Source organism: Aquiflexum gelatinilyticum, assembly GCF_024741135.1.
Lineage (GTDB): Bacteria > Bacteroidota > Bacteroidia > Cytophagales > Cyclobacteriaceae > Cognataquiflexum > Cognataquiflexum gelatinilyticum.
In genome coordinates, this window is sequence record NZ_JANSUY010000002.1 from 191,022 (window position 1) to 204,696 (window position 13,675).

The window sequence follows — 13,675 nt, forward strand, 5'->3', positions numbered from 1 at the left end:
ATTTTTATTTCTATTTTTCAATCCCAAATTATTTTATAATCCGTATATCACCCACTATACGCCCAATTTATTCTTTATGGTTATACTAGGCCTGAATTATTATTTTCATGATTCTACTGCATGCATTGTAGTAGACGGAAAGCTTGTCGCTGCTATCGAGGAGGAGCGACTCAACCGTGACAAACATACCAAACTTTTTCCTGAATTGGCTATTGCACGTTGTCTGGAGATTGCAAAACTGAAGTACAAAGACATTGACCACATTGCCGTATCTATCAAGCCTAGCCATAATCTTGGCAAAAAGCTGTTGTATGGCGTCACCCATGTCAAGACTATCCGACATTTTATCAGTCATGAGTTTGTGCATTCATACCGAAAACAAAAAGGATTTTGGAAATGGTACAAAGGTATCTTTGGGTCAAAAAACTTAGGCCCGAGAGTGCACTTCATTCCCCATCACTTTTCACATGCTCCGGGTTCATTCTTTGTTTCTCCTTATGAGTCTGCCGCCCTTTTGGGAATAGACGGGTCCGGCGAATGGGCCACCACATGGTTGGGCAAAGGAGAAGGCAACAAAGTCGAAGGCTTTGGAGAAAGTTTCTTCCCACATTCATTGGGTTCTTTTTATGAGGCGGTGACGCAGTTTTGTGGCTTCAAGACCAATTATGATGAAGGCAAAACCATGGGACTTGCTCCGATGGGTGATCCTGAAGTTTTCAAAAAGGAAGTTGAAAAGATTGTTTCTATCGACAAAGAAGGCAGGGTAAAACTTGATTTGAGTTACTTCAATTTCCAAAATATGCAGTATAATCCTTTGAAATTCTCTCATCTGTCACCAAAATTTTCAGAGGTTTTTGGAAGTCCGAGGAGACCGGGAGAGGACTTCAAAAAACACCACATGGACGTGGCGGCTGCTTTTCAAAGGGTTTTGGAAGACCGTGTTTTAGAAATTTGTGAAATCCTCCACGAAAAAACCAAAGCCAATTATCTTGTCATTTCGGGAGGTGTTTCCCTTAACAGTGTCATGAACGGACGGATCGTTCGCGAAAGCAAATTCAAAGATGTCTACGTCATGCCGGCTGCAGGAGATAACGGTACCGCGATCGGTGCGGCTTATTACCTATACAATGGCATTTTGAAAAACCCAAGGAACTTTGTCCACCTCAACCCATATGTAGGGACAAGCTATTCCAATGAAGAAATTGAGAAAATCCTTAAAGGCTGTAAACTTAACTATTCACAGCATGAGGACATCTGTGAAGTAGCAGCAAGATTGCTGGAAAGCGGAAAAATCATAGGCTGGTTTCAAGGTCCTATGGAAATCGGTCCACGGGCATTGGGTAGCAGGAGTATCCTTGCCAATCCGGCATTCCCTGATATGAAAGCCAAAATCAATTCGGAAATCAAATTCAGAGAAGCTTACAGGCCCTTTGCACCTTCGGCCATCGTGGAAGCTAAAGACATGTTTTTTGACCTAGAGGTAGAGGCGCCGTTTATGCTCAAAGTATGTAATGTACTCAAAGACAAACAAAGTGTTATCCCTTCTGTGACCCACGTGGATGGAAGTGCGAGGTTGCAGACTGTCAGAAAAGAACTTCATCCGAGATATTATGACGTCATCAAAAAACTCGGAGAAAAAACCGGCGTACCGGTCGTGCTGAATACAAGCTTTAATATACAGGGTGAGCCTGTAGTAGAATCCCCGAAAGATGCCATCAGGTGTTTTTATTCCACAGGACTTGATGCATTGGTGATCGGCAACTTTATTCTCCATAAGAAAACTGTAAACCTTCCTGATTCTTCTATCAAAAAAGAAATGAGCTTCGCTTATAAATGACAAGTGATTGGCTCAAATTAAACAAATCCGTAGGAGAGCATTTTCCTACGGATTTGTTTTTTATTTTTAGGGCATGGGAGAAAAAAAATGCCCCACCTGCGGCAAGTGGTCTTCTTGGACTAACAATATCCACGAATCATGCGATCACTGCGGTGCATCTCTAGGGGGAAAAGACTTGGAATATCACCTCATCCGGGAAAAAGAAGCCAAGGCAAACCATGAAAAATGGATTTTCTTTATCAAAGAAACAGACAGTCCTTTTGTCAAAAACTCTAAAATTGTCGGAAACTTTTTTTACACCATCTATATGGCTATCATCACTTTTATTGTTTGGCTGATCGCCATGATGCCGGGCTGATGGCTATTTTCAAAAACCCTTTTTTCATCATTCCCTGTATTGTTTTTTGGATCAATCAATACCTGGAAAAAAAACAAAACCTTTTCATTCCTTATGTCCATGCTTATTTGGACGACCTGATGGCGATGCCTGTCGTACTTGGGATTACGCTACAGGTTTTTAGATGGATCCATCCGATGAAACAATCATTTGTATTTACCAAATTCCAAGTCTTTATTGGATGGGCTTATTTCTCCTTATTGTTTGAATTTGTACTTCCAATCTGTTCAGACATTTATAAAGCAGATATCTTTGATGTCGTTTTTTATGGGATTGGTGCTGTGGTTTTTTTTAATTTTATAAATGTAAGCAAAGAGAAAATATGACAACGCTACAAGGGCTTTTTAAGGATTATGTTGCAAGACTACAAGAGCTCTATCCCAAACAGGAAGCCGAGAGCCTCGTTTTTTGGCTATTTGAAGCCTATCTGGGAAAAAAAAGAATGGATCTTTTGAAGAATGAAGGATTGGATAAGGAGCCTCAGGAACTGTCTCAAGCACTTGAAAACCTGTTGCAAGGCATGCCCATCCAATACATTCTTGGCAAAGCGCCATTTTATGGAAGGGAATTTTTTGTTTCTCCTGCCGTATTGATTCCGAGAAATGAGACAGAGGAACTCGTCCATTTGATCATCAAAGAAAACCCAAATGAAGGACTGTATATCTTGGATATCGGAACAGGATCGGGATGTATCCCGATTACCCTTGATCTCGAAATGAAAACGCCAACAGTCTTAGGCCTTGACATCAGTGAGGAAGCTTTGGATATAGCCAAAAAGAATGCTAACCTATTGCAGTCCAAAGTTGATTTCTTTCAAATAGACGTATTAAATGAAGAACTTCCATTTAAAGATTTTGACATCATTGTCAGTAATCCACCCTATGTCCGACATTCAGAAAAAGACCTGATGCATACCAATGTTTTGGCCTATGAACCGCATTTGGCGTTGTTTGTATATGATGAGGATCCCCTACTGTTCTACAGAACCATTTCTCAAAAAGCCCTGAAAACCCTCAAATCAGGAGGAAAAATCTATTTCGAAATCAATGAGGCTTTTGGAAAGGAGACCAAAGAACTGATGGAAAATTTGGGATTTGAGCAAGTCAAAATTTTCGAAGACTTAAATGGAAGGCAAAGAATGATCCGGGGTATCAGGTATTCATAAATTCTCCGATCCAAAAAATCCCGTTTCCTTTGATGATGGTCGTTCCTTCTTCTACTTCGATAAAGGTGGCATGTTTGACCTGAACCATTTCATTTCCCTCAGGGGTTTGCACTTCCAATATTGTCCCTTCGGGAGCGTGGAGTTGTAGTGAAGTTGCTGGTAACCATTTTTTGAACTGTCCATTTTTGATTGGAAAATAACGGATCGGACCATCCCAAACCACAATATCCAAAAACTCCAACATCGGCTCAAGTTCAAAGACTTTCAGGTGATCAAGGCCAATGATATTCACCGCCCCATGTTTGGAAGCAATCAGGTACTGAAGTCCCTCTTCAAGGAAATTTTCTTCCTGCACACCCAAAAACTTCACAGGATATTGTTCTTCAAGTAGGTGGTAATGGGATTTTTGAAAATCCATTTCTGCCAAAATCAAGTCAATCTTGACGCCCCAAGAAATGACAACAGGCACTTCATCCTGTACCACCAAGATGGTGGGGACCCATTCCAACAAGGGCGCTATCTGCTCAAAACTGATTCCGGCAGTATTCAATATCAGCAAAGCCGGCTCTTGTTGTTCTTTGACAAAATGGTGGGAGGACATAAGGGATTGGAAAATTGAAAGATTGAAAGATTGGAAAATTACAAAATTATTTACCAAATTGATTTATCCACAATCCTATCATTTAAACCGGACTACCTTTCCATAGGCTTTGGACGTCATGTGTTGAGGAATAGCTGCCGAGATTTCATGGTATAGCAATTCCACCAGTTTCTTTTTCAAAAAACTCCTAGTCAGCACGATACTTACCTCCCTCACGGGCGTCTCATCACTGAATGACCTCAGGCGGGATTTTTCTTCTTCATTTAGGGAAGCTGTGGCCAATTCCGGCAACAGCGTGATACCGGTATATTGGTTGACCATGTTCTTCAGCCCTTCGAGGGAACCGCTTTCATAATGGAAATTCATTCTTTCGAATTTGGTCTGACTGCAGAGATTCAATACTTGGTCTCTAAAACAATGGCCCTGCTGTAGCATCCACATGTCATCTGTTTCAAGGTCTTTGACCAATAGTTTTTCCTTGGATAGCAAAGGATGGCCCTTTGACAGGTATGCAAAAAACTTTTCGTAAAACATCGGCTTTTCCACAATCCCGCTTTCATCCAAAGGAGTGGCCACAATCCCGAGATCGAGTTCATCATTTTTCAATTTTCTGATGATTTCCTCCGTTATCGTTTCTTCTACCTGAAGCTTTACATGGGGATATTTTTCAAGAAATGACCTGATAAATCGGTGGAGTAGGTACGGTGCCAAAGTGGGAATTATCCCCAATTTGATCACACCGCTGATGTCGCCTTTGAGTTGGGAAACAAGCTCAAAGATCCCTTTACTTTCGGAAACGACCCTTTTGGCCTGTTCAATGATCTGTGTTCCGATTTCCGTAGGAATCACCGGCATTTTGGAACGGTCAAATAATATTACTTCAAGTTCCTTCTCCAACTTACTTACTTGCGCACTCAAGGTAGGCTGTGTCACGAAGCAGGACTCCGCCGCATGTCCAAAATGCCTGTGTTTGTCCACAGCAATGATATATTCAAGTTGTTGTATAGTCATATAGGGAGTTATATGGAGATAATATGTGAATCCAAAAAAGCACTTTCTGGTTCGGAATTAAAGTGAAATTCTTTTTCTTTTGATTTTAATTGAAAAATGAAAGAATTAAAAAGGAATTTCCCATCATAGGAAATTTAAACTCCCGAATAGACAATCAGCCCCAACCCAATCACAAACAACAAAAACATTCCTGCAATCAGGTTGCCCGTACCTTTGGGTGCTTTTTTGAATTCCTTCCAAATAAATACTCCCCAAAAAGCGGCGACCATCGTAGCCCCCTGACCCAAACCGTAGGAAATGGCAGGACCTGCTTTTTCTGCTGCGATGATGCTAAATGACATTCCCACACACCAAATTATCCCACCCATGATTCCAAAAAGGTGCACGGGAAGCTTGCCGGCAAAATAATTCGGTGCTTTTAATGCGGGTCCTTCGATGGGTTTTTTCATCAGGAAAGTATTGAACATAAAATTGCTCAGCAGGATCCCTATCGAAAAGACAAATACTGCACCATAGGGGGTAAATTTCCCGCCTTCAGGAGTGGAGAAGTCAAGCGACATGGATTGTGCCACAAAGAAGTAAAAGAAAGACATCAAAAATCCACCTACCAAAGCCAAAACCAATCCTACTTTGGGGTTTTTTTGGTTGGTCGAGGCGAGCTTCCGGTAGGCCATCGCATCCAATACTATGGCCACTACCACCAAAGCCACCCCTGAAAAGAGCATGACAGGATCTCCCTGCTGGTTGGAAACATAATTGACGATGACGCCCAAAACCAAGGCGAGTCCGATGCCGACAGGAAATGCCACCGACATACCGGCATAGGCAATTGCGGCCACGATGAGGATGTTGGCGAGATTGAAGATCACCCCGCCGATAAAGGCAAGCGAATAACTCCTGCTGCTAGCCTGAAACAAATCTTCGGTAAATCCCCTTCCTGCCTCTCCGCTGCTTCCCAAGGTATAGCCAAAAACCAAAGAGAGGATAACAATCCCGATGACATAATCCCAATAAAACAATTCAAACCGCCATGAAGAACCGGCCAATTTTTGGGTATTGGCCCAAGAACCCCAACAAAACATGGTGATGATACAAAAGACAACCGCTAGGGAATAAGATTCTATGATGTACATGGGAAGGATTATTTTGGATTGACGATTTGGTAATCGATAAAGGATTGGTAAAAATCATCCATGACAGCATCACGGTCAAAATTCTCCCAAAGGACTATTTTCCTAGAGTTTTCGGGCCTTTCTACCCATTGGTTTTCAATCAGGATCGGGCATGAAATCTCTCTTTTTTCTCCCCAAACAGGATTTTTCAAAATCGCTGCCGCGACCATGTCAAATAAAGCACGCGAAGGTGGATCGCCATGGTATTCGATATGCTCAAACAAGTTGACCGCATAGTCCCCAAAATTGTGAAACTCTCCCCCATGCCGGCCAACAATCGGAGTTTCTATCTGTGGTCCCAAACCGGGCATGCGGCTGTTGATTTCAGCTTGGGTGACCTTGACCGCATCTGTTCCTGAAGGTTCACCATAACGGACAGTGACCATTTCAAAGGGAACCTGCGTATTCAACACATAATTCATAGACACGGTATCGTTGTCCTGATTGTATTCGCCGGGTTGTGGATAATTGGATCCCAACCAAACCACCCTCATTTTGGAGGCAATGGATGGGTCTTTTTCCAAAGCCAAAGCGACATTGGTCAACTTCCCAACAGCAAGTAGGATGAGTTCTTCCGGATTGTCGTCATTTGCCTGTTCGATGATGAAATCCACCGCCTCCTGACCATCAAAATTCCCGCTTGCGACGGTACCCTGGATCTCGGCAAAAGATCCATTGGCCCCTTTGAATAAAGGAATCTTTTCATAACTGAGACCAAGTTGCATGATCCTTTTTGCCTCCTCATAATGTCCGTTGATATCCCCGCCGCTTTTGGTCGCATTGACAGTGACGCCTTCAAGATCAAAAGTCTCCCCGTTGAGCAAAAGGTAAATCAGGGCAAACTGGTCATCCAACTCATTGTTTGCATCTGTGTCATAAATGAGCCGCACTTTATTTTCAACAGGTAAAACTTCCTCTTCGGTTGTATCTTCTACTTTTCCGGTACAGGAAAAAAGCAGAACCATCAGATAAAGGAAAATGGGGAAAGTCTTTTTCATAATTTTGGGTTTAATAGTTTTTATTGCCCGGATCAACAGAGGAATAGTGGATGGCCTCGTTGACATTGACACGGTATCCACTAGGGATGTCGAGGGCTACAAGTCTGACAGCATGGTCTCCTTCCTTCAGGTCATAATTCCAAAAAATCTCATGCTTCCTGCTTTGGAAGCTTGTGGACATTTTGACCTTTTCCATCAGCAAGTTATCCACATAGACCTCCAACTCCAAGACTGCGTCAGGAAGTGAGGCATCTTTGACCGCCTCTCCGGTCAGTACAAATCCATTTCCTGTGGTTGCAAATTCAACAATGGAGTTTTGTTGGTTCAGAGGCTTAAAGATGGAAGCCCTTTTGGTGGGATAAATTCCTTCAAAACCAATTTCCAGAGGTTTGGTAACGGGCTTTTGGTATTTGATGGTAATGCCGTCGGCAGTTTCTTCGCCTCCGTTTCTTTTGACCATTTGGATCGCATGATCCATACCGACCTCATATACTTTGTTGAGAGACATGGTGGTATACTTGAAATTCATGTTTTCCACTTTGTCGATTCCCTGTTTCCAATAATCGGGAATATTGCTGTATCCGATCATGGTTCCCAAAATCCCTCCTGCATTGGCCGGATTACAGTCTGAATCATAGCCACAGCGGGTGCTGATGTCAATGGTTTTGCCATAATCACCATCACCATATAAAAGCCCGATGACAATGTAGGCGGCATTGATTTTGGCATCAATGTTAAAAGCTTTGAAAACCCCATCAGGACAGCCTTTTTCTTTGGTCCATTTCTTTTGGGCTTCAAACCAAGTCTGCTTCCAATCCTCAGGATATTGCTTGTGCCAACGGATAATGTCAGCAATACATTGGTGAAATTCACTTTCCGCCGGAATGGTCTTCAGGGCTTCCTCCACCACAAATTCCATATCATCGTGGACAAAGGCTAAGGCATACATCGAAGCCACATAAATCCCGCCATAGACACCGTCCCCATAATTCATGATATGGCCTATCCGGTCACCGACGTTTGCGGCAGCATTGACCATTCCCGGCGCCATCAATCCGGCGAAATCTGCTTCGATCTGAAAATCGATGTCATCGGAATGTGGGTTGTTTTTCCAATACCCGGAAGCCGGAGGCATCATGCCGTTGAGGATATTGTAGCGGGCGGCTTGGTTGGCATGCCAAAGCTGGTATTCCGCATTGGCAAAGGCAAAGGCGTGTAGGGAATCTGCAGCGTCCAAACCGTGTTTTTCAAAGATATCCACAAAAGTCAGGTCCATGTAAACATCGTCATATAGGCCTGGAGAGTTTTCGTACCACCACAGCATCTGGTTTTCATCCCAAGGAATGGGAACATGGTCGCCTATCATGGTGCCGTTGAACCGGAATTCTGTTGGTCCGCCATAAGTACAGCCGATCACCTGACCTGCCCATCCTCCTTTGATTTTATCCTGAAGTTTTTCTTTACTGATGGCAATGGTAGCGCCTTCTTCATAAGTAGCAGGAGCTTCCACTTCGGTTACAGTTTCCTTTTGACAAGAAAAAAAGACCAATCCAAAAAGGACAGGGGCAAAAGTTATCCACAATTTGGTTTTCATAGGGTTAGGGGGGTTGGAAGGGTTGTCAGATTTGCGTTGTCGGGTTGTAGGGTTGTAATGGTTATAATGGTTGTAGTTGTTGTAATGGTTGTAATGGTTGTCGGGTTATCTGCTGCGCGTTGTCGGGTTGAGGATTTCGTCATTCTGAACCGAAGCCTGCGAAGGTGAAGAATCTCCCTTAGCTGAGACTCTTCACTACGTTCAGAGTGACGTCCGATTTCTCGTCTCTCGCTTCTCGTTTCTCAAAGTTCTTCCAAATACGGTATCGACGTCTGCGCACCAAATCTCTGCACGGAGAGTGTGGCGGCCTTCAAAGCAAATACAACTGCATCTTGGATGTTTTTCCCGGTTCCCAAGGCTACAGCCAATGCGCCACAAAAAGTATCCCCGGCTGCAGTGGTGTCGATTGCCTCCACTGTTGTAGTCGGTATAATTCCCTGAAAGCTATCGGTAAACAAAAAAGCTCCAAGAGCACCCATCGTAATGATGATTCTTTGGACTCCCATGTTGCGCAATCTGGAGGCCGCCTGATAAGCAGAGGCTTCGCCGATGACTTTGATCCCTGTCAAGAACTCGGCTTCGGTTTCATTTGGAACTATAAGGTATAGAAAGCGAAACAAGCTTTCAGGCAAATCCATTGCAGGCGCTGGGTTGAGGATTACCCTTTTACCCAAGCCATAGGCTTTTTGGCATGCTTCCACCACAACAGGTAATTTGATTTCTAGCTGAACAAGAATGATATCTGCCTGCTGAAAAGCTTTGGACGCACTTGAAATTTCGGCTTCCGAAAGTGTATGATTTGCTCCTGGAGCGACGATAATGGTGTTTTCGCCAGAGTTATCCACAGTAATCAATGCCACACCGGAAGGTTGATCGGGATTTTGTGTTATGAGTGAGGTATCTATTCCCTCTCTTTTGAAGTTCTCTAAATTCCGGTCTCCAAAAAGATCTTTTCCCAATTGGGTAATGAAGCAGACATCACCTCCAAGTCTTGCAGCAGCCACTGCTTGGTTGGCACCTTTTCCACCGGGAATCAATGAAAATTCTCCTCCCATTATAGTTTCACCGGGAACAGGAAAATGATCGGTTCGGATCACCATGTCCATATTGGCTGATCCGATGACGAGTATTTTGGGTTTTTTTTTGTCCATCACCTTACAAATAAGAAAACATGGCTTTCATCAAACTAACCTATTCCAAGACTGAATTATAGTAGTTTAAACTTTTATGAAAGCCCGATTTAAAGTAATATTATATTGTGCTTATCTAAAAATAGCAATTTACCCTGAGATAATCCAAATTTACCTTGAAGGGGTATTTATTAACAATAAACCCAAAAGAAAATGAAAAAAAACTTTCCCCAAATTTCCAGGAGGAAATTTTTAGGAGCCTCACTTCTGAGCGCTGCAGGCCTTTCTTTTTTGCCAGGAATCAGCATTGCCTCTAATCAAATCCAATCCGGCGACATCCATCAGATTCGATTGGGATTTATTGGCGTCGGGCGTCAGTCTATGGGAATACTGAATGGCATGATGCGCATTCCCGGGGTGGAAATAATGGCTTGTGCGGATGTATATGAAATCAAAAGAGAAAGATTCAAACTCAGGGTCAATAAGATCAGCGGGGAATTAGGCAAAACGCCTCCCCAAATTGATGTATACTCTAATTATAAAGACTTATTGGCTAGAAGCGATATCGATGCTGTTGTCATTGCCTCCCCTGATCATTGGCATGCCCTCATGGCGATTGATGCCTGCAAAGCCGGAAAAGATATTTACCTCGAAAAACCGCTTACCCTCACCATTCATGAAGGTCAGGAATTGGTCAAAGCAGTTAGGTCCAATGGTACTGTTCTAGCCGTCGGGAGTCAACAGCGCTCGGATGTCAACTTCCAACATGCTGCCCGTATGGTATTGAAAGGAAGAATCGGAAAGGTGAAACAGGTGCTCGTCCATGTCGGCCAACCGGAACACCCTGTTCCCTATGACCTTGAAAAACAAGAAATACCTGCAGGTTTGGATTGGAAAACATGGCTGGGTCCTTTGCCTGAACTCCATTACAATGAAAAGCTCAATCCACCCATTTCACTCGAACCTGAACAAAATGAAAAGCTTTGGGGCGCGTGGCGATCTTACAAAGAAACCGGCGGAGGGTATATGACCGATTGGGGCGCGCATATGTTTGACATTGCTCAATGGGGCTTGGGTATGGACAGAAGCGGTCCTGTCAAAGTCGTTCCGGCCAAAGACGGAAAACCATTGACTTACCATTATGCCAACGGAGTAGAAATGGTCGTCGGGCCTTTTGACGGCAACAGGCAAGGCGTTCAGTTTATTGGCGAGGAGGGTTGGATCAAGGTTTCAAGGGGCAATTTTGATTCCTCTGACAAAAGTCTCAAGCCCACCATGGAGTTGCCCAAATTGGGTTATCCACCGCATTATTGGGATTTTATAGATTCAGTCATCAAGAGAAAAGATCCGATCGTCCCTGTAGAAGTCGGCCACAGCACCTGTGTCGTCTGTACGATCGGCAACATTGCTGCCGAATTGGGTCGTCCCTTGGATTGGGATCCAAAAAGCCAGACTTTTCCACATGATCCTGAAGCCAACGACAAAATGCATTACAATTACGAAAACGGATATAAACTTTAAACCCATCATATCATGAATAAAAGAAGAGATTTCTTAAAAATATCAGGCGCGTTGGCATTGGGAAGTATCCTTGCCCCCAAGGATTTATTTGCTGCACCGTTTGCCAAAAAGCCAATAGGACTGCAGTTATATTCTGTACGAAAGGCCATGACCGATGATCCTCAGGGCACTTTACGCCTTGTATCTTCTATTGGATACAGACACCTTGAAAATGCGAGTTACAAAGATGGATTGATTTACGGAATGGAACCGCTGTTTTACAGAAAGTACATTGAAGATTTGGGAATGAAACTGCAAAGTGCCCATGTTGGCGGACCGCAATATGATCCTGCCAAGAAGCAGGAAGCTTTGGATTGGTGGAAAAAAGCTGCCGATGACCATAAAAAGATGGGCGCCAAATACCTCATCAAACCTTCTATGCCTATCCCGAAGACTTTGGCAGAATTGGACGTGTGGTGTGACTATTACAACGCTATAGGGGACGTGGCCAAAAGATCAGGGATGATGTTTGGTTTTCATAACCACTCCCGAGAATTTGAAAAAATAGAAGGAACCATCATGATGGATCACATGATCAAAAATACCGATCCAAAGCTTGTCTGCTTTGAACTTGATGTGTATTGGTCCCAAAAAGGTGGCTATCCGGCTGTGGATTACCTCAATAAATATGCGGGAAGGTTTCCTCTTCTCCATATCAAAGATGAAGAAGAAATCGGGGCAAGCGGAACCATGGATTTCAAACCCATCTTTGAGGCTGCCTATGCCCAAGGAATGAAGGATTTCTATGTTGAGGTTGAAAAGTACAATTATGAGCCTATCGAAAGTGTCCAAAAAAGCTTTGAATACCTCAACAAGGCGGCATATGTAAAATAAGCTAGTCAAAAGGCCTGCCCATTCTTCGATTGGAGAGGCCTTTTTTTAAATCCCAAACCTATGAAAAAACATCACTTATCCACATTTCTGATTGTTCTGAGCATGGCTTTTTTAGGAGCTTGCGGTAAACAGGAATCCTCAGAAGAAAAAGAGACATCACAGGATTCCACCACGGTATTCACTCCCAATCCACAGGAGATGACGGAACAGCCTGTTGGAAAATTGGCAATCGGAGATCAAGCCCCCTTTTTCAATCTGCCTGATGTAGAAGGTAAAATGGTCTCGATCGATAACTTCAAAGATGCCGATGTATTGGTCATCAACTTCACCTGCAACCACTGCCCGACAGCACAGGCCTATGAGGACAGGTTTATCAACATGGTTAATGAATACAATGGGAAAAGCGTTGCTTTCGTGGCTATTTCCCCAAACAGTCCCATTGGAATTTTACCGGAAGAATTGGGCTATACCGACCTAAGTGACGATTACAAAAGCATGCAGATCCGGTATGTGGATAAAAAGTATAATTTCCCTTACCTATACGATGGCGATACCCATCAATATTCCTTGGCTTATGGCCCGACAGCTACCCCACAGGTTTTTGTATTTGACAAAGAAAGAAAACTCAGCTACTCAGGCAGGATAGATGCTTCCGAAAAACCCGGCACGGCCAATGGAGAAGACCTCCGAAATGCCATCGAAAAAACTTTGGCCGGAGAACCGCTGCCTGTGGATAAGTCTATCACGCCGGCCTTTGGATGCTCCACCAAATGGGCTTGGAAAAATGAATACACCATCAAAACCAATGAGGAATGGAAGAAAAAGCCGGTGGAAGTCCAAAAGATATCCACAACCGAATTGGCTGACCTGCTCAAAAACGACACTGACAAATTATTGCTGATCAATTTTTGGGCGACTTGGTGTGGTCCCTGTGTGATCGAATATCCCGAGTTTATTGAAATCCAAAGGATGTACATGGGCAGGGATTTTCAGTTTGTCTCTTTGAGTATGGACAACCCCAATCAGGAAGATAAGGTCTTGAAGTTTCTCCAAAGCAAATATTCCGCTGTCCCCAATTATCTCATAGACACAGAAGACAAATATGCCGTCATCGATGTGGTCAAAAACGGTTGGGACGGAAGTCTCCCTATCACCTTATTGATCGAACCGGGAGGAAAAATGGCTTACACAAGAATGGGTGAAATCAATGCCTTGGAACTGAAAAGGGCAATTGTCGACCATCCTATGATTGGGAGGTATTATTGATTGGTTAATGGGTTAATAGTTATTGGGTTAATTGGTTAATGGTTAGTTGTATCATAAGCCCTTCTGAATTCGGAAGGGCTTTTTTTTCTTTACCACCAAAGTCCAATAAA

At 43.4% G+C, this 13,675-nt stretch carries 13 protein-coding genes; 7 read left to right on the forward strand and 6 right to left on the reverse strand.

The features are described 5' to 3' along the window. Positions 1-76: 76 nt before the first annotated feature. From NU887_RS04730 to prmC, 4 genes are all read left to right on the forward strand, one after another. Positions 77-1,837, forward strand: a complete 1,761-nt coding sequence (locus NU887_RS04730) for a carbamoyltransferase family protein (RefSeq protein ID WP_258422209.1) — start codon at positions 77-79, stop codon at positions 1,835-1,837. Between the two features lie 73 nt (positions 1,838-1,910). Further along, entirely contained in the window at positions 1,911-2,195 is a 285-nt protein-coding gene (locus tag NU887_RS04735; protein ID WP_258422210.1) for a hypothetical protein, read from the forward strand. Continuing rightward, positions 2,168-2,560, forward strand: a complete 393-nt coding sequence (locus tag NU887_RS04740; RefSeq protein ID WP_258422211.1) for a magnesium citrate secondary transporter — start codon at positions 2,168-2,170, stop codon at positions 2,558-2,560. The genes NU887_RS04735 and NU887_RS04740 overlap by 28 nt, the downstream gene beginning before the upstream one ends. Beyond that, positions 2,557-3,399 carry a peptide chain release factor N(5)-glutamine methyltransferase gene (gene prmC / locus NU887_RS04745; protein ID WP_258422212.1) on the forward strand — a complete coding sequence of 281 codons (843 nt, stop codon included), beginning with the start codon at positions 2,557-2,559 and terminating at the stop codon, positions 3,397-3,399. The genes NU887_RS04740 and prmC overlap by 4 nt, the downstream gene beginning before the upstream one ends. On the opposite strand, the gene NU887_RS04750 is transcribed toward prmC, so the two are convergent. The 6 genes from NU887_RS04750 to rbsK all read right to left on the reverse strand — a co-directional run bounded on the left by NU887_RS04750 (position 3,386) and on the right by rbsK (position 9,926). Further along, positions 3,386-4,000, reverse strand: a complete 615-nt coding sequence (locus NU887_RS04750) for a thiamine pyrophosphokinase (RefSeq protein ID WP_258422213.1) — start codon at positions 3,998-4,000, stop codon at positions 3,386-3,388. The two genes, prmC and NU887_RS04750, sit on opposite strands and share 14 nt — an antisense overlap. Before the next feature lie 78 nt (positions 4,001-4,078). Then, positions 4,079-5,011 carry a hydrogen peroxide-inducible genes activator gene (locus tag NU887_RS04755; protein ID WP_258422214.1) on the reverse strand — a complete coding sequence of 311 codons (933 nt, stop codon included), beginning with the start codon at positions 5,009-5,011 and terminating at the stop codon, positions 4,079-4,081. A 134-nt stretch (positions 5,012-5,145) separates the two neighbouring features. Then, positions 5,146-6,144 (reverse strand): GRP family sugar transporter, encoded by a 999-nt coding sequence (locus NU887_RS04760; protein ID WP_258422215.1) that lies wholly within the window; start codon positions 6,142-6,144, stop codon positions 5,146-5,148. Between the two features lie 8 nt (positions 6,145-6,152). Then, a complete protein-coding gene (locus tag NU887_RS04765) occupies positions 6,153-7,181 on the reverse strand; it encodes a nucleoside hydrolase (RefSeq protein WP_258422216.1) in 1,029 nt (342 codons plus the stop codon). Between the two features lie 10 nt (positions 7,182-7,191). After that, on the reverse strand, positions 7,192-8,775 hold the full coding sequence (locus NU887_RS04770) for an ADP-ribosylglycohydrolase family protein (RefSeq protein WP_258422217.1): 1,584 nt from the start codon (positions 8,773-8,775) through the stop codon (positions 7,192-7,194). Positions 8,776-9,017: 242 nt separating this feature from the next. Continuing rightward, on the reverse strand, positions 9,018-9,926 hold the full coding sequence (rbsK, locus tag NU887_RS04775) for a ribokinase (protein ID WP_258422218.1): 909 nt from the start codon (positions 9,924-9,926) through the stop codon (positions 9,018-9,020). 192 nt (positions 9,927-10,118) lie between these two features. Here rbsK and NU887_RS04780 point away from each other — a divergent pair, with 192 nt between their 5' ends. The 3 genes from NU887_RS04780 to NU887_RS04790 are packed head-to-tail and all read left to right on the forward strand — an operon-like array spanning position 10,119 to position 13,565. Next, positions 10,119-11,426, forward strand: coding sequence for a Gfo/Idh/MocA family protein (locus tag NU887_RS04780; RefSeq protein WP_258422219.1), 1,308 nt, complete (start codon positions 10,119-10,121; stop codon positions 11,424-11,426). Between the two features lie 12 nt (positions 11,427-11,438). After that, entirely contained in the window at positions 11,439-12,299 is an 861-nt protein-coding gene (locus NU887_RS04785) for a sugar phosphate isomerase/epimerase family protein (RefSeq protein ID WP_258422220.1), read from the forward strand. Positions 12,300-12,359: 60 nt separating this feature from the next. Continuing rightward, positions 12,360-13,565 carry a redoxin domain-containing protein gene (locus NU887_RS04790; RefSeq protein ID WP_258422221.1) on the forward strand — a complete coding sequence of 402 codons (1,206 nt, stop codon included), beginning with the start codon at positions 12,360-12,362 and terminating at the stop codon, positions 13,563-13,565. Positions 13,566-13,675 lie beyond the last annotated feature (110 nt).